This window comes from Treponema sp. UBA3813 (genome assembly GCA_002368605.1).
GTDB lineage: Bacteria > Spirochaetota > Spirochaetia > Treponematales > Treponemataceae > Treponema_D.
Genome location: DFEB01000027.1, coordinates 16,619 through 41,333 on the forward strand (window position 1 = coordinate 16,619; position 24,715 = coordinate 41,333).

Consider the following 24,715-nt stretch of genomic DNA (forward strand, 5'->3'; position numbering starts at 1 on the left):
CTTAGAATTGGAATTTAGCCAAAAGAACGGCATTTCCCGAAGTCGTTATGTACTCTGAATGTGCATAATCCCGGCTTGTTCCGTGAAACAATTTTATTACATCATTGACTTCAAGCGCAAGGCTTAAATTGCTCGCAAGCCGAAGGCCCGCCCAAGCAGAAATATCCGGGCACAAATCGGCATCTTCTCCCAATGAGACAGCCGTCGAAGTCCCGGCATTCCATTTTGCGTCCGCACTCTGATATTCGAGAGAAAATTTAATTTTCTGCTCGTCCTCAAGGCTGGGGATGTCTTTCCAATAAGATTTCCATTCCACGCTCGCTTTTACTGGAGCAAAATCAGCATAAAATCCTAGTGCGGAGTTGATTTCGGTTCGTTCCTTTGGACTAATTATGTACAAGCCCTTGTATCGTTCGCTTTTTTTGAATTCTGATTGCCACACTCCATTTTCAAAGACACTTTTCCTGAATTCAAATCCGCCTTTCAACTCAAATGCAGATAAAATCGGGAGACTTGCATCCACTTTTGAAAACCAATCCGTTGTTTCAACAGGGATGGCAGGAACGACTGAGAATCGGTATTTATTTTCAAGATTTCGGATTTTCTCCTGATATGAGTCGATGCCACCTCGCACTGAAAGAGTAAAATATCTGCCCTCAGAAAATGCCTTCGTCTTTAAGTCAAAAATTCCTGTAAAGGCCGGAATCACTTCTTTTTTTCCGATTGCCGTTCCCACAATCAAAGAGCCGTCCGCGCCCACAGTAACACTTTCGTTTTCCCATGAAAAAGCAAGCTTGAACTGACCTCTGTGCGATGCCTCCGCACTTGAAGAGCCTTCGATTTTTTGAAGATTGCTCGTATCCTCAAGATTTGCCTGAAAACCATAAAGTCCCTTGAGTATTGTTTTAAAACCATGCCCCTGCCAGCCAAAGCCAAAATAGGGATTCACATCAAGAATTTTCGTAGTATCATAAAAATCCCCGCTGCTAACGCTGTCTTTCATAATCTGGCCATAACGGTTAAACCAGGCGCCATCTGCCCCGTAAGAAATCAAAAAACCGTTCGGGATTCTCCAGTCTGAACTTGCATTTCCCGAAATTGTATGGCGAACCATGTCAGAATAAGTGTCAGATTCAAGCTGAAGCCCATCATCACTCATCTTATATTCTGCTCCAAAAGCATGATTTCCATAATCTCCGAAAAAAGATTTTTTTCCGGTTACGGCCGTGTTCCTAACAAAATAGCCTTCATTTGATTTTTTTCGGGCAAATCCTTCTGCACTTTCATGAGTAAAATCAATCTCAAAGGGTGAGTCGCCAGATGCACGATAAACCGAAAAATCACCTTTAAAATAAAAAGGATAGCCGGCTCCAAGTTCGCCCTGAGCATAAATATCTTTTTCTTTCTGACTTATTCGTTCACGACTTTCAGTGCGTTTAGGAGAAGTTTTTACCCCGTCCATCTTAGGCAAACTAACTTCCGGCGACGAATTTTCAGGAAGAATCTTAGTGTAATCTGGAACTGAATCTTTTCCCGCCGTAAAAGTCTTTCCGTTTACGACAGTCGTTACATCTGGAAGTTCAATTTCTTCTTCTACACTTTGGGCAAATAAAAAATTCGCTGCGCAAAGAATAATCATATTCAGTAAAATTTTCTTCGTAGAAAAAAAACAGGTTCTCATATTTTCTGACTCCTAATGCCTAATTCTTAAACAGTTTTTCGCCATTTTTTGTGTAGGCGCTTTCCGGATAAAGTTTTTTCATTTCGGTGAAAGTGGCTCTAGCGTCTCCGTATAAGCCAGCCGCATCAAAGGCTTCAATTGCTCCGTAAAAAGCCCTCGCCGCATTCTCATCATCGCCCGATTGCCGCGCATATTTCGCCGCATCAAGGTAGAGTTCCGCAGATTTTTTATTGTCACTTTTATTTCTATATGCCGCAGCCAAGAAGAGGGCGTTTTTCATGGCAAGAGGACTCTGAGCCGCATCATTTTTCAGTTTAGCAAGTTCTCTTTCTGCCGTTTTGATTCTGTCTTCTTCAGAATTTGCATTCCAGACCATTTTTTCTTTTAAGGAACGGATTTTTTTATCAATTCCGTCATTTTTTGCCTGCGATCCGTATTCCTCAATCATTCTGTTTGCCATCGCAATCGCTGACTCATATTCTTCGTTTTTTTCGTATAAATCAATCAGATTTTTTTCGGCACTGTAACGATATGAAGTTTCAGCCTTAGAATCAGTAATTTGCTCATAACGAAGAATGGCTTTTGTTTCCTTGCCAGTCTTTGCAAGACAGTCTGCAGAAAAATAAATCGCTGCAAAAGAAAATCGCCCATTTGGCCATTTTTTGCTGTATGATTCGAACAATTCGGTAGCTTTTTTATAGTCTCCAGAAGAATAGGCGATTTCTGCACGGCGATAGGCCGCTTCTTCAGAAATGAGGATTGCCTTTTTGTCTGTTGTCGCCGCCAAATCCGCAAAGTATTTATCAGCATCAGAGAGATTTCCTTTCTGAACAAGGATTTCCGCACTCCGATATTTGCATTCGTAAGCAAATTCCGTGCGTTTTGAAACATAGGGCGCAAGAAGAGCCAGCGCGTCATCATATCTTTTTGAATCAGATAAAATGCCTGCCGACAAAATCAGCGCTTCGTTTCGCTCTCCTTCGTTGCGTGCCGTTTTTACCGCATTTTCTGAGGAAGAAAGGGCAATTTCTGTTTTTTGGACAAGGGCCGCTCCACGAGCCTGAGTCATATATGCAGACCAAGTGAACTGGTGCACAGGATTTTCAGAAACAAAAGAGGAAATGCTTGCTACAGATTCTGCGTATTTTCCAGCCTGATACTGAGCGTACCCTAAGTAGAATTGGGCAAAAGCAAGATATTCTGCGGGAAGAGATTTTGATGCAAGAACTTTTGAAAAGCCTTTTTCGGCATCTTTCCAATCATGCTGATTAAAGGAAGCTAGAGCCGAAAGATAAGCTGCCTCGTCTCCGCTTGCTTTCGCCGCTTCTTCTTTTGTTGATTTATAATAGCCGGAAATTAAAAGCGTCCGCGAATAATCAAGCCGTCCATCATTATCCAGCTGATTTTTTTCTCCAAGAGAATAGAAAATTTCGTCCGCATCATGATAGCGCCCGCTTTTGGCGAGAGCTTTTGCGTATAGAATCAAAATTGACTTGTCAGTGATTTTTTCGTCACGGGAATATTTTTCGATTACGGAAACCGACGACTTTGCATCTCCTCGCTCATATTGAGAAAGAGCCGTCCAGTAAACGGCACTTTTTTTGATTTCAGGATTTTCTGACTGCATACATTTTGCGGCGGCAGATTCACATTCTTTCCAGTTTTTTAAAAATCCCTTATATCGTGCGATTGAAATTGAAATGAATTCATCAAGAGCCTCGTTTTTTATTTTGAGGCTTTTTTCATTTTTTTCTGCTTCAGTCAAAATCTCAAGGGCTGTTCTGCAACCTTCGCTTATATCAATATTTTTTTTGAAAGCTTCATCTGCCCTATACACAGAAAGCCAAACGGAAAGCACAGCAGCTTTTTCGCTCTCTCCGGCAGATGCGTAAACTTTACAGGCTGATTCGTAATCACCGAGGATTTCCAAAGCCTCTCCTTTAAAAACAAGCAAATTTTCTTTCGTTTTTTCATCAAAGGCGGCATCCTCAAGTTGCGAAATCAATTTCACGCATTTTTCGGCATTTTTCTTGTCGGCAAGGGTAAGATAACTTTGGGCAAGCTCAAGTACAGAATCTTCATAATCCTCTAAAGTAAAATTCTGGCCATTTGAAATCACATATTCGTAAAGGGGAAGAGATTTTTCGTAATTACCAGAGGCAAAAAAAGATCGGGCAGCATATAAAAGAGAAAGAGAATAATAATCACCTTTAAGTGACGCTGAAGAATAAAAACATTCCTGTGCGGATATATAATTCTTCTGAGAAAAATAAGCCCTGCCAAGCCAAAAAAAACGCGCGGAATTCAGCTGAACCGTCTCTTGGTTTTGCGAGTCAATCGGAAATTGGTATTTTTGGAGCATGGAGAGCGCATCAGACACTCTTCCCATGCGGAACAAACTTTCTCCTGCGTAAACAGCTGCCCTGAAAGCCTCAAGCGAATTTTTATCGCCACGGAGAATTTTCTCAGCAGAGCGGAGAACACCTGGATAAAAGCCAGACTGGTAATCTGACTTTAGCTGGGCGGAAACATTTTGATTTTCTCCGAACAAGGGAGTAAAAATCAAAAACAAAAAAAAGAATGTTAAAAAAAGATTTTTCATATTTTATCAAAGCGGAGCGAAGCGGTCTGTTGAGAGAACTCGCGTTAAATGAATAAAACTGTCGGGGTATTTTTTCGTGAACTGAGCAAGTGACAATTCTTTACCGTTTTCAAAAATCGTGCAACTGAACTGACCGTTCTTGTCGAAATAGGGAAAAATCACCGCAGAAGAATCGAAAACTTTGAATTCTGGAGAACCATCGCTTGGATGAACCGTACGGCGAATTGCCGCAAGGTAAAAATATGTCGGTTCTGTCACGCCGAGCACATAAAGCAAAGGTTTCAAGTATTTGATTTCATATCCTGAGTTTTTTATGTATCCAGCCACCGAAGTGATCCCTTTTTCAGAAATTTCAGAGCTGAACGGTTCGATTTTTACATCAACGCCAGTTTCTTCGTAAAGATATTTTCTTTTAGCCTGAACCGACATTCTCGCCGCAGCAAGGTTTCGCGTCCAGTCCAAATCAAGAAAAAGGTTTTCATTTTGAGTTTTAATTCCTGCCAGTCCCAAAGCATTTACCTGAGTCGTTGGCCGTAAAAGCGGAAGTAAGTAAGTTGAGCTTCCTGTAATTGGCGTTATCACACCATCAATAACCCATTTTGTAAAGCCAGAGCCATTCATTGTGAGGATATTATTCTCTTTATCATCCGCACTGACTTCGCGGCTCTGTCCTGCTTTTTTCCCGTACAAAAAAATCGGCTTTCCGTTTTCATCATAGCATCCGTCCGGAACCTGTTTGATTCGTTCAAGATTTTTCTTAATTTCAGCGACCATAACAAGATTTGCGTGATACTGCTCAGGATGGATGTCGGCATACTGCCATGGAAGAGACTTTTCTGTCAGTGAAAGAACAGAAGCAAATGAAGCCCTGTAAAAATAATCGAATGGAACTCCCACAGGAACTCCACGGGCTGCATAACATCCGTCAATCACATAATCTGCGAGAGTTTTATTTCCGCTGGGAGAAAATTGAACGAAAATCTCACTATCACCGGCAAAATAATACTTAATATGGACAGGCTTTCCCGTAACAGAATCACGAATCAAAATCCAGGAACCGCAGGCATCAGCAGGGTACTCATCAACCGTTTTGTGCTGAACTCCGTCCTGAGTGTAAACATCAACGGCAACCTGAGTTTCAGGTGCTATGATTATTGAGAACAAATCTCTCGTTTCTTCAAGCCTAATCTGAAAAATCTGTCCAATAGAATTTGTACGAAGTTCCGTGCGATTGTGACGCAATGTTTCAAGTGGCTGCTCAAACCAATTTTCCGCCACAGCCTTTCTGATTACAGAAGAATCAGGTACACGGAAGCGGTTATTCTGTGCCGAAAGTGGCATAATCATACATATAAAAAATAAAATCAAAGCAGAGCGCAAAACTTTCATTAAAAAATCTCCCTGAAAACTTCTTAAATTTTACCTCTTAGATTTTCGGAATAATTTTTCCTCTTCTTTATGTAGAAAACCACTGATTTCAAGTCAGGTTATTACCAGAAATCAAAAAAATTGTACCATTGATATGGATGGAGCTTACACAAATTCTCAAGATTTTTAGCATAATTTTCGGCCGTCTGTCTGATTCGCTCTTCCCGCTCTTTTCGGCTGCAATCAAAAGAAATAGGATTTTTTGAAACGAACATGTCATATTGTGGACTGAGACTGAAATCTTTCTGACGCAAACCAGTAACAAAATAAGTCGGACTGTTCAAAAGTGCAATCAAAAGAAAAACGCCATAGGGAAAATTCGCCTTTTCTCCTAAAAATTCAATTTCGATGTTTCGGCTGGTATGGGCGCTCACCCGGTCACCTGCAATCACCACTACCCCGCCCTGCTCAAGCCTTTCCTGCAAAAGAAGAATTGTCTCTGGCCCTATGTCATCGGAACTCACAAGATTAAAAGATGAATCTGGATTTATCTCGTTTAAGAGAGCATTGAAACCTTTTGAGATTTTCGCATCCGAAACTGTAGTGATGTTCATTTTTCGCTCGGTGCCGCTTTCCCCCATGCAGGCAAGTCCCTTCATCATCTGGGCATTTCCCAAATGGGAGATGACAATAATCGTCCCTTTGCCAGCATTGATGTTGTCCACTAAATCATGGACATCATCATTTTGCCAATGCACATCGCTGAAAGAGAATTTTCCTGCCCAGCTCTGCACATTCTCCACCAAATTAAGGGCAAAAGAAGAAATGTGTTTAAGAGAAGAGCTTTTTCCGACTTTTGAAAGATATTTTTTTGAGACTCTGCGGGCTTTCGCTCCAAAAAGCCAATAAAAAAATCCGACAAAAAAGGCAAGAAAGCGCATAAATGAAGCCGGAAAAAATTTCAGCACAAAAAACATCATTTTGTAACCGAAATTATGGCTCTGCTTCACCTCGTACCATTGAGTGCTCATTTAAAAATCTTTCTCCAGAGAAGAAGGGGAGATAATAAAATCATCTTGCAACAAAGGCGGGTAAAAACCCAGGAAATGCGGACATTGTCCCGAAAAGCATGGAAATTTGAAAGTCCGTCGCTGGGATAGGTGACTTTTACAGGATAAAATTCAGCATCAAGGCCAGCCCACAAAAGCTGAATCAGGATTTCAACATCAAACCCCATCCGCTTGTCAAAGAATTTTTTTGTAAGGAAGCGGTGAGTCGCTTCGATCGGGTAAATTCTGAATCCGCAAAGAGCATCGACAATTTTATTGCTCCAAGTACAAATTGCGCACCAAGTATTTGCAAATTTATGGCCGCCTTTTCTGTGTCCGGGGGCAGATTCGTCATATTGAGGATAGCCGCAAATCAGTTTTTTAGGATTTTTCTGGGATTTTTCGACAAAGAATGGAATTTTCGTGCTGTCGTGCTGACCGTCTGCGTCAACTTGCAGGACATGAGAGTAGCCCAAATCTTTTGCACGGATTACCCCGGCTTTAAAAGCCCCACCCTTCCCCTGATTTTTGGCGAGAGTAACAAGCTCTATTTGAGGATGATTTTCCTTAATCTGGCGGAGATAGGCCTTTGTTTCCTCGGCGTTTCCGTCATCAACGAGAATAATTGGAATATTGTATTGGAGAATATTTTCAACGACTTCCACGCAGGCTTTTCCGTGCCTGTAAACTGGAATCAAAATGCAGGGATTAAATTCTGTCATAAATTGTACGCTCCGCTTGAATAAAATTTTCCGTCAGCCGCGTCAGTCACTTCAAAAGTCACATGATTTTTTTCGGAATCGAAGGTGATTTTAAAAATCACGGTGGTGTCGGGCAAAATCTTGTCGCTGAATTTGAATCGCTTGATTTTCGGCGTTGAAAGGGGCAGACCAAAATATTTTGCCGCATAATGAGCCATCAAATCGATTTGAGCAACGGCCGGCAAAAGCTTGAACTGGGGAAAATGCCCGTCAAAATAGTCGCTTTGGGCGGAAATTTTCACTTTGAGAGAAATTTGGTTTTCGCTTTGCTCCAAAACTTCTTCGGGGAGAATTCCGTGAATCAATTTTCGTCTCCGTCTTTGTCAGAAGTAAGGAAGAGAGCCTGAATCTCCGGCTTATGCTTTTTGCCCTGCACATCACAAGGAAGTTTTTCGAGATAGCGCCATTTTTTTGGCAGAACCACATTCTCAAAGAACTGCAAAAGATAGTCGTGGAAGTGGCGGTTGATTAAATATTTTTCAGTTCCGGCGAATTTCTTTTTGCCCTCTTCGTTGAGGACAAGGGCAGCAGCAAGATACTGGCGGCGGTCACTCATGGGAACAACAGAGCAATCAAGGACAAGCCCGCTCTGGAGCAGGCGGTTTTCCACCTCGGTGACAGAAATGCGTTTTTCTTCGATTTTGACTATAGAATCAGCTCGGCCTTTAAGCAAGAAAGTTCCGTCCTCGTACATTTCGGCAAGGTCGCCGGTTTTAAAGCCGGCCGGGTCTTTGATGTAGGGGGAAATAATCGTAAGGCAGCCGTCGTCTTTGTCCAGCCAGATTTTTGCATTGTCAAAGGGTGTCCAGACCAGGCCATTTTTTGTCTGCTGACGGTAGGCGATTCCTGAGGTTTCGGTTGAGCCGTAGACTTCAAGGGGGCAGAATCCGAAGACCCGCTCCGTGTCCACGGCAAGCTCCGGAGAAACAGCCCCGCCCGATGTGAAAATCCAGGGATTTTTGAGGGGAAGCTTTTTCTCGCCCATTTCGGCACAAGTTCTTTTTAAGAAGGCAGGAACCGCAATTATGATGTAAGATTCATCGTCCAGGACCTCAAATTCTTCGGGAAATTCGATTCGCTTTCTTCGGAATGGAACTCCTGCGGCAAAAGGCAGGGAAATCGTGAACAAAAAACCGTAAATGTGATGCTGGGAATTTACAGCACAAAGCTTTCGGCTGGCAAATTCTTCATACCATTTTGAAAGGATGAAAGCGTTATCCAGCTCAAATTCTGTCATTCGCTGCAAAACTGCTTTTGGATGCCCGGTGGAGCCTGATGTATATAGAATGATTTTTGTCTGGTCTGAGTCGATTTGCGGAGTCTCAAGTTTTTCGCTTTCAGACGGCTGGGCGGCCTCTTCCACAATCTTCGGGATAAAAAAGGCATTTTCGATTTTTTTGCCCTCAACTTCGGTCTGGTCGGTCAGGAAGAGGATTTTTTCGCCTCCTTGCATGTCGCTTTCTGCCCTTGCATTTCCGTTTACTATTTCATCAATGAATTTGGGGCTGATGTTGGCAGTAAGCAGGACTTCTTTTTTGCACTGCAAGAGAGCGATAAAAGTACAGAGGAAGTGCCAGTAATCTTCGCAATGAAGAATCCATTTTTCGCATCTGCCAGAATTTTTGTCGTAATCAGTAATAAAAGCGCGGATTTTCGCCGTCTCAATCAGAAAGTCATTCCAGGTAAGGTATTTTTTGTCGCTCCACTTTCGCTCATAGCAGAGGATTTTTTCCAGAGGCCAGCTCTGGGCATTGAATTTTGTAATGTAGGCAATTTTCGGCATTTTTAAGTTCACCACCATTCTCACAAGAAATTCCACGGCAAAAAGAATTCCCATAAGAAGATAGGAAATTCCGCCGTTGTAAATAGACCATATTTTATCACTTTTTGAAAAAACTGTGTACAGTGCCGCACTTCCGTTCAGAATAAAAAAAAGGCACCAAATCACCGTGACCTTAAAGCAATACTTTTCCACCCGGCGGGCAATGTGAGAGCGGGAAAGATTTTTCTGGGCAAGGCAGGCAAAGCGGAAACAGATATTCGGCGGCAAAAAAAGAGTGGAGGCAAAAGTGAAGAGAAAAACCACGTTCATCAAAACAGGATAGACTTTGATGAAAAGCGTTTGCCCGGTGGCAAGGCAGACAAGAGCCGCAAAAAGCAAAAGCCCCGCGCTGACCAAAAGGCGGATATTTTTTTTAAGCCGGGCAAAAAGACCGCCGTCCTCCCCTCCCCTTCCGCTGGTCGCCAGAAGCAGATAAAGAAGTGCGATAAAGACCACGAAAAGTGAGAAAACCTTAACCGGCACATGGAAAATCACCAGGCAGGAAAAAACTACCAGCGGATAGAGAACAGAGAGAATTACAAAAAGAATCTTGGAAAAAAGCTTCACCTATTTTGTGAGCGGCTCAAGGATATCCACAACATCCTGAACTGTTTTGACAGACTTAAAGGCAGCAGGCTCGATTTTTGAGTTTAAAAATGGCTTTATTTTTACAATCATTTCGACAGAATCGATTGAATCCAGCTCTAAGTCTTCTTCAATGGAAGCTTCGGGAGTAATAAGAGCCTCATCAATATCAAAATCATTGACGAGCACTTCTTTTATTTTTGAGTAAAGTTCGTTTTTGTCCATTTAAGAGCCTTCCTTAGTTTGCTTTTGCCTGCTCAGCCGAAATATAAGCCGCAAGCGCATCAACAGAGGCAAAATGCTCCCGTGTGTCAGAATTTTCTGCATTGAATTTGACACCAAATTTCTTTTTGAGAGCGACACCAAGTTCAAGAGCATCGATAGAATCAAGACCGAGACCTGTTCCGAAAAGCGGCTCTGAATCTACGATATTTTCTGGAGAGATGTCTTCAAGTTCAAGGGCAGAGATAATGCATTCTTTAATCTGTTGTTTCAATTCATCCATAAAGAAGCATTATATAGAAGAAGGTTCTTAAATTCAATATCGGTATTGTGCGTTGGCCTCATCCGAAAGGACTTCGCGTATTTTTTGGGTCATGCGTTTTGCCGCGATTGCGTTTGGCAAATCCTTAAATTCATCGGGATAAATAGGCTCTTTTATGTGCAAATCAAATGAATAAATATCAGTCGGATTGTATTGGAAAACTTTATCTCCCTTTCCAAGCCCTTTTTTGCTGTTTCCGCCGATATAGACAGGAATTACAGGAACACCCGTTGCAAGAGAAATTCGAGCCGCTCCTTTTTTGTAGCGGTTCTGACCATAAGGCGTGCTTCGTGTTCCCTCCGGGAAAAGCATAATCGTGTTTCCGTCTTCAAAATCCTCTTTCGAGCGGACCAGCATCTCGTCAAAAGGAATTGAATTAGGCATATAAAGCTCATTAATCACGAAGCGCATGACATTTTTCTTTGACAGAGCCGCTTTGGGAATCACTGAAGTATGTTTGAGCTGGGCAAGCATAACCAAAGAATCCAGATAAGCCGAATGATTTGCCACGACGACGGCTGATTTTAAATTGTCCAGATAGTTTTTTTTGTCCACTTTTATTTTCATCAGGCCTGTAATTGAAAGCAGTTTTGTAAATCCCTTAAAAAGCACATAAATTACATGGCGGGTATGGTAGCGGAACTTCCTTTTGCTATGGAAAATCAACTTAAAAATCGGGAAAAACACAATCGAAAGCAAAATCGTTCCGATTCCAAAAATCACGAGAGAAAATACTTTTCCGAAAACCCGGTAAAAATAAAGAGGATAATTCTTGATTTTTTCTTCTGGAAAAAGAAGTTTTTTAGTCTCTTCCATAAATGTGATTCTATCTGAAAAACGAAAGAAAATCCTCCGGCTTTATCCGCAAAATTCTTTCGTCACTCAAATTTATCTCAATCGCACCCTTTGATTTTTCGCCCGAAATCAGGCAGGCAAAGGCAAGGGGGCTTTTTTCTATATAATTCTTGCAATCCTTGTATTCTTCCGGGATTTTTTCGTCAGCGTAGGCAAAAATCACCTGCTTTTCTGAGCCTGAAATTACGGAAGAAGCAGCGGCAAGCAAGGCAGAATAAAAATTGTCCTCACTGGGGTAAATTGCCGTGTAGCCCGCCTTCATTCCCAGGGCAATCGTTGCGGCGGCCGGCGGCGTATTAAAGACCGAAAGAGAAAAGGGAGCCGGCATAACATCAGCGTCTTCAACCAAGCCCTTGTTGATTTTCAGCTGGCGGGCAATCTCCCCCCGGAAGGAAGCAAAGACAAGTTTTGAAGAAAGAATAGAATTTTTTTCTTCGTCACTGGCTTCAGTAATCAAGCCGTGGACAGCCTCGATTGTCATGCGGGTAAGCTGACTCAAGCGACGGCGGAACAAAGCGTCCACATATTCCAACTTCGGCTGCTCTGCAGGATTTTCAGGAGAAGGTATGTATTTGGAAAATTTTGTTACATAAATCGTCATAATTATAGTTCAACTGTCACAGTAATCATATAAACGGAAAACTGAAAACGGAAAACTGAAAGTTGGAAATTTTGATTTCCAAAATGCCCTAGAACCGGCAAAACTTTCAACTTTCAACTTTCAACTTTCAACTTTCTAAAGTTAAGTATTGAATAGAAATTGCTTCCCAAGTTGTGGTGTGCAGTAACCAGCTTGAAACCGGCTTTTTCGATTGCTTCAACAAGCTCTCCGTATCGGTACATTTTGCTGTTTCCGTTGGCGATACAGGTGAAATAAAGGCTGGTCGCCTGCAAGGCGTAGCTTTCGCCCTCGAATTTCTGCATGTCCCAGAGAGGCTCCATAACGAAGACATCGCAATTTTCGTCCACAGAATTGTAAATCTTGGTGAGGATTTTTGTAATCTGGTGCAGGCTGAAGCAATCCAAGAACTGGCTCATCCAGACGGCGTCTGCTCCGGCAGGAAGTTTAGTTTCACTGTCAAGGACATTGCCGCTTACAAAGCTGATTCGGTCGGCAAAACCCGCATCACGGGCGTTCTTTTCGGCAACGGCAGTCTGGCCCGGCAAATCCACGATTGAGACATGGACATCTTTGTCGTATTTGCAGGAAGCAATGGCCCACTTTCCGGTGTTGCCGCCAATATCGAACAAGTGCTTGGGCTTTTTCGCGTAAACAATGGGCAGAGCCTCCGGGAAAGCCACATCAGAATAGAAATGATCGAACTCAAACCAGGATTTTTTTTCACGCTCAGGAAGAGTTGAGAGAGCCTCGTAAACGGTAGTCCATTTGTCGCCAAAGACTCTAAGACCTTCAGGCTTGCCGTTTTTGATTGAGTCGATGAGGTTGAATGCGCCTTTATAACAAATGTCATTTGTGAAATTAAAATTGACTCTGGTACAATCGTCTTCCAATAAAAACCAGCCCACTTTTCCAAGAACAAGTTTGCCCAAGCCTGACTTGCTTTCATCGTCAGTGGCTTCGGGATTGATTTTAAGCACACCCATGCCCAGTGCCATTTCTGCCAGAACGCCAACGCCGTATTCAGAAATACCAGAATCGGCAGAAAGTTCTTTGATTGTGATTCCATCGTCGCCGCTGTCAGAAATTTTCTGTAAAAGGCCAAGCTCAATGAGGGCACGGATTGCCTGAAAAGTCATGGGGGAAAAGGCTATTTTCTGAGCCTCAATTTTTGCATCAAAAGCACGAATTTTATCTTCGTAATAGCTTTTATTTTCCATTTTCATAAATCGAATTATATGCTAAAATTAAATTATGTTAAAGGGAAGAAATTTAATCAAACCAACTGACTTAACCGTTTCAGAAATCGATGAAATCTGTTCATTGGCAGAGCAAATCATTGTTGACCCAAATTCTTTTAATGATGTGTGTCGCGGGAAAATTCTTGCGACACTTTTTTTTGAGCCTAGCACAAGAACCCGCCTTTCTTTTGAGGCGGCCATGCTTCATCTTGGCGGCGCGGTGGAAGGTTTTTCTGATGCGGCAAATTCAAGCACGGCAAAAGGCGAATCCCTTTCAGACACAATCCGCACGGTCTCTTCCTATGTTGATGTAATCGCAATGCGAAATCCCAAGGAAGGAGCGGCCTTGCTGGCAAGCCAATATTCTGCCTGTCCGATTATCAACGCTGGCGACGGCGGCCACTATCACCCAACCCAAACCCTCACCGACATGCTCACAATCCGAGCCCTGCAGGGCGGCTTTGAAGGCCACACAATCGGCTTCTGCGGCGACCTTAAATTCGGCCGCACCGTTCACTCCCTGTCTGAGGCAATGGCCCGCTACAAGAACAACAAATTCATCTTCATCAGTCCCAACGAGCTTAAAGTCCCGGAATATGTCACTCAGGAACTGGACGAAGCCGGAATCCAGTACACCACGGCTGAGCGGCTTGAATCTGTCATCGGCGACCTGGACATTCTCTACATGACCCGCGTTCAAAAAGAAAGATTCTTCAACGAGCAGGACTATATCCGCCTCAAGGACAGCTACATCCTCGACAACGCAAAAATGTCCCTTGCCCGCAAAAACATGATTGTCCTTCACCCTCTTCCGCGAGTAAACGAAATCGCCCCGGAAGTAGACGACGACCCGCGAGCTTCCTACTTCAAACAGGTCAAGTACGGAATGTATGTGCGAATGGCCTTAATCGCGAAACTGACAGGAGTGCTGTAATATGAAAATCAAGCTTTTTACTTTTGCTGCTGCTTTGGGGATTCTTTTCTCAGGATGTCGTGAAAAAATTCCTGAATTGCATCCCACGGCAGACAATCCCGTCACAATTTCCCTCTGGTATGACGCCACCGTTACCGAAGCAGGCGCGCCCCCGGCAGACTGGATTGCTTATAAAATCATCCGCGAAAAATTCGGAATCAACCTTGAGCTTACAATGCTTCCCTTTAATCAGGCTGACAAAAATATAAAAGTGAACGCAGCCGCAGACGGTGGCACACTCCCGGACATGGTGGTCGTAAACCGTGAGCCGCTTTTAAATCTGATTCAAAAAGATTTGATTATGCCGGTTGATGAATTGTATCCCCTTATGCCGAACCGGACTCAGAAAATGTACGATGAGTCTTCCCGCAATTTTGCAACAGTCAAAGGAAAATGCTACGGATTCTCAACACCGGGCGGAAAGATTCAGAAAAACGAAGGGGTATTAATCCGAAAAGACTGGCTTGAAAATCTCGGACTTTCCATTCCAAAGACAATCGATGAATATCTTGATGTAATGCGGGCCTTTACCCACAATGACCCCGACAAAAACGGCAAAAATGACACTTACGGCTACGGCGCATTTATCGAAATCAACTCTTACGAAGAGGGCTTGGGCCGCCGCTTAGACCCGATTTTCGGTGCATTCGGAGTTGCAGGCACTTGGAACATGACCGAAAAGGATGCGGGCTTGAATGTGCGGAAGCCCACCTACTTTGACGCCCTCAGCACGATTGTGACTATGCAGAATGAAGGCCTTATCGACCCAAACTGGCTGGGCTACAAAAAAGACGATTTCCGCGCCGCCTGGAAGCAAGGCAGATTCGGCATCATGCGGGAGCAGCACTCGGCCTATGCTTCTGAATCAAATTATGCTCCCTTTGACCGAAAATTCCCCAACGGCTCATGGATTGTCATAGATCCGCCGGTTGGTCCGAATGGAGAAAGCGCGGTGGGCGTAAACACGATTCCTTACACAACACTGGTCATTTCAAAAAAAGCTCAAAAAGAAGGAAAAGCTCCTCTTATCGCGGCCTTGCTTGAATGGATGGTCAGCGATGAAGGCTATTATCTTTTGGGCTGGGGTCAGGAAGGCGTAAATTTTGTCTTCAACGAAAATCATGTTCCAGTTACAGAGGGAATTCCCGACCCCTCAAAAGGATACACAAAAGCCGCCCAGCAACCCCTCACTCAGCTCAGAAACATGGTTTTCTGGCACAGTGACGCTGAATTAATCAGCCGCTATCCAACCTACACCACAGAAGTCAGCCACAAGACCATGAGCGCGCTCACCGTTCTCAGGGAAATGCAGCAAAAGGCTTGGGCAAATGCCACTGGCTCAGACAGCATGCCCCTGCCAAGCACTGAATTAAAGCATTTCTACGAGCAGGGAGTTCTGGATTTTGTAACAGGCAAGCGTGTCCTTACCAAAGAAAACTGGGCTTTATGGCTTGAAGAATTCGACCGCCTCGGCGGAAAACGCTGGGAAGAAGACGGAGTTGAAAAGGCTCGGCAAGCTAATTATCTTTACTAGGAAAGGATTATGAAATTAAAATCAGTAAGAACAAAACTAACGCTTCTGCTTTTTTGCATCGCACTTATTCCTCTTCTTCTTGTAATCGGATTTTATCTTGTAAATAACATTTCCAGCTCCATCGACAATGCGAAATCAGACGGACTTTTGCGCAATTCTATCGTCAATGAGCATATCACCGAACATTTTGAGCGGAACCTTGCCGTTCTCCGTACTATCGCGCGAAATCCTATGACACTCCAGTACACGCTGGCAAAAGCAGAAAACCGGGATCCTCTCATGGAGCAAACTCTCAGCCGCACCAACGATGTATTCAACGACAGCGACAACATGATTATCACTGACAAAAACGGCGACCAGCTCGCCCGCACTGACGAATATCCCCTCATCAATGTAGAACACCGCCGCTATTTTCACGAAGCAATGCAAGGCTCAGAGTATATTTCTGATGTTCTTATCAGCCTTGCCAATAACCGCCTGATTACGGTTTTGGAAGTGCCGGTCTTTGACGAAAACAACAAGGCGGTGGGCATGGTGCAGCGAGATTATGATCTTTCAGCCCTGCAGCAATTTGTAAAAGAACTTTCTTCCGCAAACACCCGCGTTATGATTACAGACAGCGTGGGAAATCTTGTCGCCCATTCAGAAGAGACCCTTGAAAGCAATCAGCTCATAGGATTAAGCACAAATCCTGCCGTGGCGGCGGCTCTTGCGGGCAAAAAAGGCTCTATCGATGCAGTGTTGTCAGTTCACGGTGGCAGCAAAAAAGAACGCATGCTGGTAAGCTACTCAAAAAATGAAATTTCTGGCTGGGTCATCATAACGGAGCGCTCATACCGCTACATCTGGCAGAAAGTTGTCACCGATGCCCTCACCGCAGTCATCATCGGCGGAATCATGCTTTTCCTTCTTGCACTTGTGTCGGCCTTCATCGCCGAAAAAGCAACACGGAAAATTCGGGCAATTTCAAGCCTTGTCGGTCGAGCCGCAGATGAGTCAGGGGATTCAGTTTCCCTTTCCGAGCTGGGCGACGATGAATTGGGTCAGATGGCTCAGGCAATCAGCAAAATCCGCTCTTCACGAGATTCTTACCGCAAAGACGCAGAAATCGACAAACTTACAGGTCTTTTAAATAAGGCGACTTTTGAACGGCTCTGCCGCAGAACCCTTTCCGAAAATCAGCCGGGAACATTCGCTTCCCTTATAGTCATCGACCTCGACCATTTTAAGGAAGTAAACGACACTCTAGGTCATCAGACAGGAGACGCCCTGCTCCACGATTTTGGCGAAGTCCTAAGACGGCTTTTCCGCCCCACGGACTTGGTAGGCCGCTTTGGTGGCGATGAATTTGTCGTCCTGCTAAACGACCTTCCGGGCAAGGAAATCGCCCTGCTAAAAGCAAAAAGGATAGTTGAGGCGGCAAAAACGATTCTCACAGGCGTTGATGTTGTAAAAGTCAGTGCCAGCGTAGGAATAAGCTCAACTCCCCAACATGGCATTGATTACGATTCATTGTTCGCCATTGCCGACAAATCAGTCTATGCCGTAAAAGAAAGCGGAAGAAACGGAATCTGCTACGGAAACGAAGAAGTGCTCCGCTCAGAATAGTTATCAATTTGTCATATAATGTGATAAAATACATATAATAAGGAATTAAGAATGCTGAATGTAGATACAATTAAAAACGGACTGGTCATCGATCACATTAAGGCGGGCTTCGGACCTCAGATTTTTCATTTTTTAGGTTTGGACAAGGCAGATTTTTCATGCGCCCTTATCATGAATGTCTCTTCAAAAAAATCAGGTAAAAAAGACATTATCAAAATCGACAATATCATCAACATTGACTATTCAGTGCTGGGCTTTATCGACCCAAACATCTGCATCAATGTAATAAAAGATGAAAAAATCGTCCGAAAAATCAACATGGAACTGCCGGAACGGGTTGAAAATGTCATTCATTGCAAAAACCCCCGCTGTATCACCGTCACCGAAAATTATGTACGCCCAGTCTTCAAGTTGATTAACCGCGACAAAGCTCAGTATGCCTGCGAATATTGCGATGCCCTCTATACTGCCGGCTCAATCGACTAAAAACAAGGTGTCAGGAGGAACTTATGTCTGATTCTTCAATTCTGATTATTTATAACGCCCGGCTGGTAGATTCAAAAATAGACAGTCCAGGCACAGTCACCGTGGCAAACGGCAAAATCCGCGGAATCAATCTGGGCGAATGTAAAAGCGCAAAAAAAGCATTTCTTCTGGCACAGGCTTTTCTCTCAGAAAGCGACGCGGATACAACTCCAGAATTTTATGACGCAAAAGGCTTAACTCTCATGCCTTCATTCATCGACATGCATGTGCATTTCCGCTATCCGGGTCAAACTCAAAAAGAAGACTTGGATTCCGGCCTTAAAGCGGCAGTTGCAGGCGGCTACGGAACCGTAGTTCTCATGCCAAACACAAATCCTGTCATTTCAGACCCGCTCCTTGCAAAAAAGGTCATGGACGAGGCGAATTCCAAAAATCTTGCCAGAGTCTTTCAGACAGTCAGCATTACCAAGAATTTTGAAGGAAACGACACGAGCGCAATCGAAAAGCTGAACAACGACGAATTTCCTGTCATTTCAGAAGACGGCCACGATGTAGACTCAGCCGCCACCATGCTTGAGGGAATGAAAAAAGCCGGCAAAAAGAACATTATCGTCAGCTGTCATTGTGAAGATCCTTCTCTCGCTCAGGCAGCCCGCCCCTACCGCCAGCGTGCCCTGGGCTTTATGGAGCAATACGGAATTCCGGCCGGAAAAGTGAATGTGGAAACGCCCAATGTTCCAAAAGCAATCAATTTTGAAATTGACGGCAATCTTACCAAGGCAAATTCCCTGCTGGCTCTTGCGGAAGACATTGCTACAATCCGCAATATCGAAATCGCAAAAACCGCGGGCTGTCATGTTCATATCTGCCACTGCTCCACAAAAATCAGCATGGATGCCGTTCGCCGGGCAAAAGAAGAAATCGCCCTGGGGAACACAAGCAACGGCTTTGACTGCACGGTGGAAGTCACTCCCCATCACCTCGGCTTGGTGGGAACAGACGCGCCAAATATCCGCGCCCTGGTAAATCCCCCTCTCAGAAGCGAAGATGACCGGCGCGCTCTTATCGAAGCCCTCCGGGACGGCACGGTTGACGCAATCGCCACAGACCATGCCCCCCACACTCAGGAAGACAAGGCAAAAGGTAGCCCAGGATTCACTGGCCTCGAAACCGCATTTGCCGTCTGCAATACGATTCTCGTCAAAAAAGAAGATTTTTCTCTCTCAAAACTTTCCCGCCTCATGAGCGACAATCCGGCAAAACTCCTCAGAATCAAGGCAGGCCGCCTCGCCGTGGGCTACAATGCGGATTTAGTTCTCGTCAATCCCGATGAAAAATGGATTGTAAACAGCGAGAATTTCGCCAGCAAGGGAAAGTCAACGCCGCTGGAAGGAAAACAGCTCACAGGCAAAGTGCACGCAACCTTCTTTGGCGGAAAAAAAGTATTTTAGATTATTGGACTTGCCTGATAATAACATCGGGAAAGGCCTGTCTCACTCGGAGTTTTTATGTATAACGAAAAATTTTTGCGCGTTCTTGCCCGGCAATATCCCACGGAGCGCGCCGTAATCTCGGAAATCGTCAATTTGCAGGCAATTCTCTCCCTGCCCAAAGGCACGGAGCACTTTTTGACCGACATTCACGGCGAATTCCAGCAATTTTCTCATGTTCTGCGTAACGGCTCCGGCTCAATCAAAACCAAAATCGAAGAAGTCTTCGGAAACACAGAAACGACCTCTACAAAACGCGCCCTTGCCACTTTAATCTACTACCCCAAAGAAAAACTTGAAATCGTACGGCAAAGCGAAAAGGGCGAGGATTTGAATGACTGGTATACCGTTACCCTGCACCGCCTCGTTGCCATGCTCCGCCGAGTCTCGTCAAAATATACCCGCGCAAAAGTGCGCAAAATCATGCCTGAAGATTTTGCCTATGTCATCGAAGAGCTGATTACCGAAAAGGAAGAACTTAGCGACAAACAGGCCTACTACAATCAGATTTTGCAGACCGTTATCAGAATCGGGGCGGCGGAAGCCCTCATCGAAGCACTCTGCAACATGATTCAAACTCTGGTCATCGACCATTTGCACATAATCGGTGACATTTTTGACCGGGGACCGGGACCGCATCAGATTCTCGACAAACTCCTCCATTATCATTCCCTGGACATTCAGTGGGGAAACCACGATGTAGTCTGGATGGGAGCCGCCGCAGGAAGCAAAATCTGCATCGCCAATGTCGTCCGTCTCTGCGCCCGCTACAACAATCTCGATGTCCTTGAAGAAGGCTACGGAATCAACCTCACTCCACTGGTCACTTTCTGCATGAAGGCCTACGGCCACATGGACAGGCACGCCGTTCACAAGGCAATCTCAATCATTCAGTTCAAGCTGGAAGACGCAATGATTCGGGAAAATCCTGAATTTGAAATGCAAAACCGCCTCATTCTCGACAAAATCAACTGGGAAAAGGGCACAATCACAATCGAAGGCAAGGAATGGAAACTGAATTCCACAAATCTTAAAGACGCCTTCCCTACCCTCGACCGCAAAAATCCTGCTATGCTCAGCGAAGACGAGGTTATGGTCATGAACCGGCTGGCCTATTCTTTCATGCACTGCGAAAAATTACAAAATCATGTCAAATTCCTCTATAAAAAAGGCAATTTGTACAAGGTTTTCAACGGAAATTTGCTATACCACGGCTGTATGCCCCTGGATTCAGAAGGCAAATTCCTCAAAGTCAGGCTTTTCGGCAAGGAATTTTCAGGCAAAGCCCTGTATGACGAACTTGAAATCTGGGCGCGCAAAGGCTATTTCTCAAAGCCGGGCACCAAAGAAAAGCAAAAAGGCGAAAGCATTCTCTGGTATTTGTGGACAGGCCCAAAATCCCCGCTTTTCGGAAAAGACAAAATGGCCTGCTTTGAAAATATGTTCATCGATGACAAGGCAGCAAGTAAAGAGCACAAAAATCATTACTACGATGAAGTTGAAGATTTGGCCACAGTCGAAGGAATCCTCACGGAATTCGGCCTCGACCCGAAAACTGCACACATCATAAACGGCCATGTTCCTCAGGAAGTCAAAAAAGGCGATTCCCCCATTAAATGCGGCGGAAAATTGCTGATTATCGACGGCGGTTTTGCGGCAGCTTATCACGAAAAGACAGGTATCGCAGGCTACACTTTAGTCTGTAATTCTTATGGTCTTCGCCTTGTTGTTCACGAAAAATTCACCAGCTGTGACCAGATGATTGCCACGGACAGCGACATCGTAAGCGACACAATCACCGTGGAAAAATTCCCCAACCGCCATTATGTGGCCGACACAGACCGGGGTCTGGAAATCAAAGAGCAAATTGCCGAACTGGAAGACTTACTGGAAATGTACCGTCGGGGGCACTAGCTAGAAGCCCATTCGCACGCCAACGAATGCGCCGTAACCGTCTCCCTTGAAGCTTGCAGGTAAATTCGTTCCGCAGAGGCTTGCTTGTGCCAAAATTTCAACAGCACGGAAATTCAAGCTGAATCCTGCCCTATGCTGAAAAACTTGATTTTGGTAAGCTGTTCCCACATTAAAATTAAAGATTCTCCATAAAAGCGAAAGCCTAAGATCAAGGGCATATTCCATATAAAAAATCGAATCGCTTGAATACGGATTACGGACTGCAAAACCAACTTGAGGCTGAATCTTGAGCCAATTACCAAAAGGCATGTAAGTTGCGTTTAAACCTAATCGAAGTGGTCGGTAAGCCTTGTGTGTCTCTTCTGAGTAGGTAAAATCATCATGTCCATGATCACTTGTATGAGACTCTGTATTATCAAGATAGCCAAGGACATTAGCCTCGTAAAAGTTAGCCCATACACGAGTGCTCATTTTGTAATTAAGCTTTCCTGGTAAAACCGGAATCCTGGTGTACAAACCAGCATTAAAATTATGAAACCAATTTCTTTCAAGTTCGAGTGAAAGATCAAAACCACCGTTAGAAAGAATACGGCTTGCATTCAAATCAAGGTTATCAATAGTTTTTTTATCTTCCATGAAGTCATGCATATTTATAGCCGTATAAATATCAACATTTGCCTCAGCCTCACCTTTTATCAGTCCGTTTTCTGTGGTTGTAATGGAAGCACTTGCCTTTGTTTTTGGTACATAGACAAGCGGCACGAAATATGTCGGGGTAATTTTTACGCCGTAATTATTTATAATTGTTTGAAAAGAAGCCCCCATATTAAAGAAAACATCGGCATATCCAGTCGCATCCACTGTTTTGGATTCACCAACTCTCAGACCGTCCGCAAGCAAATCAAACAAATCCTTTGAGATATTAAAATGTGAATTTGCCTCGACCTCAGTAAAAATTCCGAAACGGAAACGACTGCTGACATTCAGATTCGCAAACACAGTTTCCTTATTATGAAATCCAAGGGAAAATCCATCTTTCGGCATGTCTTTAGCAATTTTCTGTAAATCAATTACAAGATTTTTTTTAAGGAAGTCCTGAAGCCCAAAGGAACTGTTTGCAAAAACGGTATCTGAATCAACTCCAAATTCAAAAATTCGTTTTGGCTTTGAAAGCAAATCACCGTCACCAACTTCTGCATGAGCAGAAGAAAAAGCAAAAACAGAAAGGAGAGAAAATATAATCGAAGTTTTTAGGATTTTTTTCATATTGTCTTTCTCTCCCTATTTATCCTTGTCATTTTTATTCCACAACTCAACCGTGCCGTCTGTCTTGATTGAAATCGAACCTAGAAGAGAGAAAGCTGAATTACGAGCAAAAGAACGGGGTGTCGATCCATCAGCACCTTCTATTTCCATTTTTACTTTTGGAATAAAAGGCCGCGTGTGAAGGATTTCCTTTACCTCATCGCCAGTGAACAACAGAGAATAGGAACCATTCTCAGTTTTTAAGGATTTTCCCGGAGTCGATGTTCCATCTTCAGCTGTTGTTTTTATTATTCCCCCATCATCATAGAATGTAAGGGTTATATTTTCCATTGGAGTAGTGTTTTTTAGCGTGTAATTGAAAGAAATTGACTTAATGGCATCGAGATATTTGTCATTGTCACTGTCCCAGTCCTCGTCTCTATGTAAGGCGTCTTCGGTAAATTCGTTACCAATAAGAGCAAGCACATCCGGAATAGTGATTATGCCATCGCTTACACCGTCAGACACATCAGCTAAAACTATTTCAAAAGGAATGACAAGGGCAAGGTGAATGCTTATTGAGCTTCCTTTTTTTAAAGCCTCAATATCGTCACCAGTAAGCGTTATGTTTGAATTAGAATCGCTAGCTAAATCAAGATTGTAAGAAAAAGAAAGATTGCTTGGCTGTGAATTTATGATTGTATCCAAAACATTGTCATTTACTTTTTTTGAGAAAATCTGTTTGTCAGGATCACTTTCGCCCGTCCAGTTCTCAGTGATAAGTGCATTTTTATCTGCGAGGGAAGCAAGAGTTGCCTTTCCGGATTTTACGCTGATTGTAGAATTTGACGGAATCAAAACTTCGCTTCCGGTGTTGTATGAAGCCGATATTCCAGCCGTTGCGGACAAACTCTTAAGTACACTGTTAGTCGTCGGCTGATTGACAAAGACATATCCCTCCAGCCCCTTGAATTTTACATTCTTGATTAAATTCTCGTCGTTTTGAAGGATGTCAGAAAGAATCGTTGAAAAATCAATTCCTGTTTCGATAGTGCCAGAATGATTTCTCAAAATCGAAGATAAATTTATAGTGATTTCAGAAAGCTCGTCGATTTTACATGCTCCAGAAATTGTAATTTTTTCATTATCACCGGTAAAAACAAGATTTGCATTTTTTAATGAAAATTTAACACTGCCCGTAATATCTACATTACTGGAGTTTAGGGATTTTCCGCTTAAATCAACTTCTTTGTTGATTATATATTGCGCGCCACCGACAGTTTTAAATTCAGAATTTTCAATTTCAAGCCCGTCTGCCGAAGACTGAGCAACATCAATGGAAGAATTCGCCTCTTCATATTTGACTCCGCTCCATCCTTCAGGAAGTTTTGCTCCAAAAGAAAGTTTTCCTTTGCCGATTTTTGCACTTACCAAATAATTGTTCAGTCCTGTAATTGCCTTGGAATCATCAATCACCACATCACCGATATCGTCTGCGGACATATTCAGACCAGTTATTTTTGCGACTTTAATTCCAGAAGTAGAAGCTGAATAGGCGTAACTATATGGAGACGCATCCGAAGGAGAAGAATCAGTATCTTTGTATTTAGCACTGATAACAAGACGGACTCCTGAAGAATCAAGAGTCTTTCCCGCCAAATTAAATGAAAGGCTTCCGCCTTCAGTGCAATCTTTTGACTTCTCGTCAACGAGACGAGAACCGCTGTAAAGTTGGGCTTTAACTGTCAGTTCAATGCCCGCCGGAGAAGGAAGGGAAGAAGGCTTTGTAATAACGAGAGAAATCGTTCCAGCCGATAATTCTACTGTTTTAAAATCCAATTCTGTCGAAAGATTCAAGGGAATTCCGCTTATGGAATATTCCTTTCCATCCCCCAAATCAGGAACAGGTAAACCGCCGGAAGCAGATTCAAAATCAAAAGTGTCTTTTACCTTGTCATTGATGTTTAGATTGAAATCCGTTGAAAAAGTGATTTCGTCAATATCAGAGCTTGTATCCACTGCAGAAAGAGAAAATTCCTCAACTGGGTAATCAATTATGTATTTAAGAGTATCTTCGTCATTAAGAGTTGGATTGTAATCATAAATAACAGGCTTTTTTGAAGAAGAATTTCCGATATTGTCGTTGATAATGCCCTGCAATTTGCTTACGCTAAGTTTTTCATGAAGAGAAATTATTGACTGACCGACTGGAAGCTCAAAAACAGCAGAAGACTTAACGCTTACAGATTCTGGAATTTGTAAATTTGAGAAATCGCTACACGCAAAAAGGAGAAAAGCAAAGCAAGCACTTGTAAAAAAAAACTTCTTCATATTACTG

At 43.5% G+C, this 24,715-nt stretch carries 20 protein-coding genes; 6 read left to right on the plus strand and 14 right to left on the minus strand.

Annotated elements, in window-relative coordinates; all coding sequences use genetic code 11:
• Position 1: 1 nt before the first annotated feature.
• The 12 genes from B2089_RS04020 to B2089_RS04075 all read right to left on the minus strand — a co-directional run bounded on the left by B2089_RS04020 (position 2) and on the right by B2089_RS04075 (position 13,112).
• On the minus strand, positions 2 to 1,639 hold the full coding sequence (locus tag B2089_RS04020) for a hypothetical protein (RefSeq protein ID WP_296686064.1): 1,638 nt from the start codon (positions 1,637 to 1,639) through the stop codon (positions 2 to 4).
• A 61-nt stretch (positions 1,640 to 1,700) separates the two neighbouring features.
• Positions 1,701 to 4,283, minus strand: coding sequence for a tetratricopeptide repeat protein (locus tag B2089_RS04025; protein WP_296326118.1), 2,583 nt, complete (start codon positions 4,281 to 4,283; stop codon positions 1,701 to 1,703).
• A gap of 6 nt (positions 4,284 to 4,289) precedes the next feature.
• The gene (locus B2089_RS04030) at positions 4,290 to 5,630 is read right to left on the minus strand and encodes a hypothetical protein (RefSeq protein ID WP_296326116.1); all 1,341 of its coding nucleotides are present in this window, start codon (positions 5,628 to 5,630) and stop codon (positions 4,290 to 4,292) included.
• A gap of 143 nt (positions 5,631 to 5,773) precedes the next feature.
• Positions 5,774 to 6,682 carry a hypothetical protein gene (locus B2089_RS04035; RefSeq protein WP_296326114.1) on the minus strand — a complete coding sequence of 303 codons (909 nt, stop codon included), beginning with the start codon at positions 6,680 to 6,682 and terminating at the stop codon, positions 5,774 to 5,776.
• Positions 6,679 to 7,422, minus strand: a complete 744-nt coding sequence (locus B2089_RS04040) for a glycosyltransferase family 2 protein (RefSeq protein ID WP_296326112.1) — start codon at positions 7,420 to 7,422, stop codon at positions 6,679 to 6,681. Before B2089_RS04040 ends, B2089_RS04035 begins: the two co-directional genes overlap by 4 nt.
• Positions 7,419 to 7,766, minus strand: coding sequence for a hydroxymyristoyl-ACP dehydratase (locus tag B2089_RS04045; protein WP_296326110.1), 348 nt, complete (start codon positions 7,764 to 7,766; stop codon positions 7,419 to 7,421). The genes B2089_RS04040 and B2089_RS04045 overlap by 4 nt, the downstream gene beginning before the upstream one ends.
• Positions 7,763 to 9,850, minus strand: a complete 2,088-nt coding sequence (locus B2089_RS04050) for an AMP-binding protein (RefSeq protein WP_296326108.1) — start codon at positions 9,848 to 9,850, stop codon at positions 7,763 to 7,765. Before B2089_RS04050 ends, B2089_RS04045 begins: the two co-directional genes overlap by 4 nt.
• The gene (locus B2089_RS04055) at positions 9,851 to 10,093 is read right to left on the minus strand and encodes an acyl carrier protein (RefSeq protein WP_296326106.1); all 243 of its coding nucleotides are present in this window, start codon (positions 10,091 to 10,093) and stop codon (positions 9,851 to 9,853) included. It lies immediately after the preceding gene.
• A gap of 13 nt (positions 10,094 to 10,106) precedes the next feature.
• Positions 10,107 to 10,373, minus strand: a complete 267-nt coding sequence (locus tag B2089_RS04060) for a phosphopantetheine-binding protein (protein ID WP_296326104.1) — start codon at positions 10,371 to 10,373, stop codon at positions 10,107 to 10,109.
• A 33-nt stretch (positions 10,374 to 10,406) separates the two neighbouring features.
• Complete coding sequence (locus tag B2089_RS04065) at positions 10,407 to 11,228, minus strand: lysophospholipid acyltransferase family protein (protein ID WP_296326102.1); 822 nt, start codon at positions 11,226 to 11,228, stop codon at positions 10,407 to 10,409.
• A 10-nt stretch (positions 11,229 to 11,238) separates the two neighbouring features.
• Positions 11,239 to 11,868 carry a beta-ketoacyl synthase chain length factor gene (locus B2089_RS04070; RefSeq protein ID WP_296326101.1) on the minus strand — a complete coding sequence of 210 codons (630 nt, stop codon included), beginning with the start codon at positions 11,866 to 11,868 and terminating at the stop codon, positions 11,239 to 11,241.
• Between the two features lie 113 nt (positions 11,869 to 11,981).
• Positions 11,982 to 13,112: a methyltransferase gene (locus B2089_RS04075; RefSeq protein ID WP_296326099.1), complete on the minus strand. Its 1,131-nt coding sequence runs from the start codon at positions 13,110 to 13,112 to the stop codon at positions 11,982 to 11,984.
• Between the two features lie 28 nt (positions 13,113 to 13,140).
• Between B2089_RS04075 and pyrB the strand changes: the two genes are divergently transcribed.
• From pyrB to B2089_RS04105, 6 genes are read left to right on the plus strand one after another with little or no spacing between them, the layout of a single operon-like run.
• The gene (gene pyrB / locus B2089_RS04080; RefSeq protein ID WP_296326097.1) at positions 13,141 to 14,061 is read left to right on the plus strand and encodes an aspartate carbamoyltransferase; all 921 of its coding nucleotides are present in this window, start codon (positions 13,141 to 13,143) and stop codon (positions 14,059 to 14,061) included.
• 1 nt (position 14,062) lies between these two features.
• Entirely contained in the window at positions 14,063 to 15,634 is a 1,572-nt protein-coding gene (locus B2089_RS04085; protein ID WP_296326095.1) for an extracellular solute-binding protein, read from the plus strand.
• Positions 15,635 to 15,643: 9 nt separating this feature from the next.
• The gene (locus tag B2089_RS04090) at positions 15,644 to 17,242 is read left to right on the plus strand and encodes a sensor domain-containing diguanylate cyclase (protein WP_296326093.1); all 1,599 of its coding nucleotides are present in this window, start codon (positions 15,644 to 15,646) and stop codon (positions 17,240 to 17,242) included.
• A 51-nt stretch (positions 17,243 to 17,293) separates the two neighbouring features.
• Entirely contained in the window at positions 17,294 to 17,728 is a 435-nt protein-coding gene (locus B2089_RS04095; protein WP_296326091.1) for an aspartate carbamoyltransferase regulatory subunit, read from the plus strand.
• Positions 17,729 to 17,751: 23 nt separating this feature from the next.
• Positions 17,752 to 19,179, plus strand: a complete 1,428-nt coding sequence (locus B2089_RS04100) for a dihydroorotase (protein ID WP_296326089.1) — start codon at positions 17,752 to 17,754, stop codon at positions 19,177 to 19,179.
• Between the two features lie 57 nt (positions 19,180 to 19,236).
• Positions 19,237 to 21,132, plus strand: coding sequence for a fructose-1,6-bisphosphatase (locus tag B2089_RS04105; protein WP_296326087.1), 1,896 nt, complete (start codon positions 19,237 to 19,239; stop codon positions 21,130 to 21,132).
• Here B2089_RS04105 and B2089_RS04110 read toward each other — a convergent pair whose 3' ends face one another.
• Positions 21,133 to 22,398 (minus strand): hypothetical protein, encoded by a 1,266-nt coding sequence (locus B2089_RS04110; protein ID WP_296326085.1) that lies wholly within the window; start codon positions 22,396 to 22,398, stop codon positions 21,133 to 21,135. It abuts the gene before it with no gap.
• Between the two features lie 15 nt (positions 22,399 to 22,413).
• The gene (locus B2089_RS04115) at positions 22,414 to 24,708 is read right to left on the minus strand and encodes a hypothetical protein (protein ID WP_296326083.1); all 2,295 of its coding nucleotides are present in this window, start codon (positions 24,706 to 24,708) and stop codon (positions 22,414 to 22,416) included.
• Positions 24,709 to 24,715: the final 7 nt, after the last annotated feature.

What these genes read in the sequence shown, in the direction of transcription:
- B2089_RS04035 (WP_296326114.1), bottom strand. Translation starts at nt 6,682, where the DNA reads ATGAGCACTCAATGGTACGAGGTGAAGCAGAGCCATAATTTCGGTTAC.
- B2089_RS04075 (WP_296326099.1), bottom strand. Translation starts at nt 13,112, where the DNA reads ATGAAAATGGAAAATAAAAGCTATTACGAAGATAAAATTCGTGCTTTT.
- B2089_RS04115 (WP_296326083.1), bottom strand. Translation starts at nt 24,708, where the DNA reads ATGAAGAAGTTTTTTTTTACAAGTGCTTGCTTTGCTTTTCTCCTTTTT.
- B2089_RS04025 (WP_296326118.1), bottom strand. Translation starts at nt 4,283, where the DNA reads ATGAAAAATCTTTTTTTAACATTCTTTTTTTTGTTTTTGATTTTTACT.
- B2089_RS04055 (WP_296326106.1), bottom strand. Translation starts at nt 10,093, where the DNA reads ATGGACAAAAACGAACTTTACTCAAAAATAAAAGAAGTGCTCGTCAAT.
- pyrB (WP_296326097.1), top strand. Translation starts at nt 13,141, where the DNA reads ATGTTAAAGGGAAGAAATTTAATCAAACCAACTGACTTAACCGTTTCA.
- B2089_RS04110 (WP_296326085.1), bottom strand. Translation starts at nt 22,398, where the DNA reads ATGAAAAAAATCCTAAAAACTTCGATTATATTTTCTCTCCTTTCTGTT.
- B2089_RS04060 (WP_296326104.1), bottom strand. Translation starts at nt 10,373, where the DNA reads ATGGATGAATTGAAACAACAGATTAAAGAATGCATTATCTCTGCCCTT.
- B2089_RS04085 (WP_296326095.1), top strand. Translation starts at nt 14,063, where the DNA reads ATGAAAATCAAGCTTTTTACTTTTGCTGCTGCTTTGGGGATTCTTTTC.
- B2089_RS04030 (WP_296326116.1), bottom strand. Translation starts at nt 5,630, where the DNA reads ATGATTATGCCACTTTCGGCACAGAATAACCGCTTCCGTGTACCTGAT.
- B2089_RS04090 (WP_296326093.1), top strand. Translation starts at nt 15,644, where the DNA reads ATGAAATTAAAATCAGTAAGAACAAAACTAACGCTTCTGCTTTTTTGC.
- B2089_RS04105 (WP_296326087.1), top strand. Translation starts at nt 19,237, where the DNA reads ATGTATAACGAAAAATTTTTGCGCGTTCTTGCCCGGCAATATCCCACG.
- B2089_RS04020 (WP_296686064.1), bottom strand. Translation starts at nt 1,639, where the DNA reads ATGATTATTCTTTGCGCAGCGAATTTTTTATTTGCCCAAAGTGTAGAA.
- B2089_RS04065 (WP_296326102.1), bottom strand. Translation starts at nt 11,228, where the DNA reads ATGGAAGAGACTAAAAAACTTCTTTTTCCAGAAGAAAAAATCAAGAAT.
- B2089_RS04040 (WP_296326112.1), bottom strand. Translation starts at nt 7,422, where the DNA reads ATGACAGAATTTAATCCCTGCATTTTGATTCCAGTTTACAGGCACGGA.
- B2089_RS04095 (WP_296326091.1), top strand. Translation starts at nt 17,294, where the DNA reads ATGCTGAATGTAGATACAATTAAAAACGGACTGGTCATCGATCACATT.
- B2089_RS04100 (WP_296326089.1), top strand. Translation starts at nt 17,752, where the DNA reads ATGTCTGATTCTTCAATTCTGATTATTTATAACGCCCGGCTGGTAGAT.
- B2089_RS04070 (WP_296326101.1), bottom strand. Translation starts at nt 11,868, where the DNA reads ATGACGATTTATGTAACAAAATTTTCCAAATACATACCTTCTCCTGAA.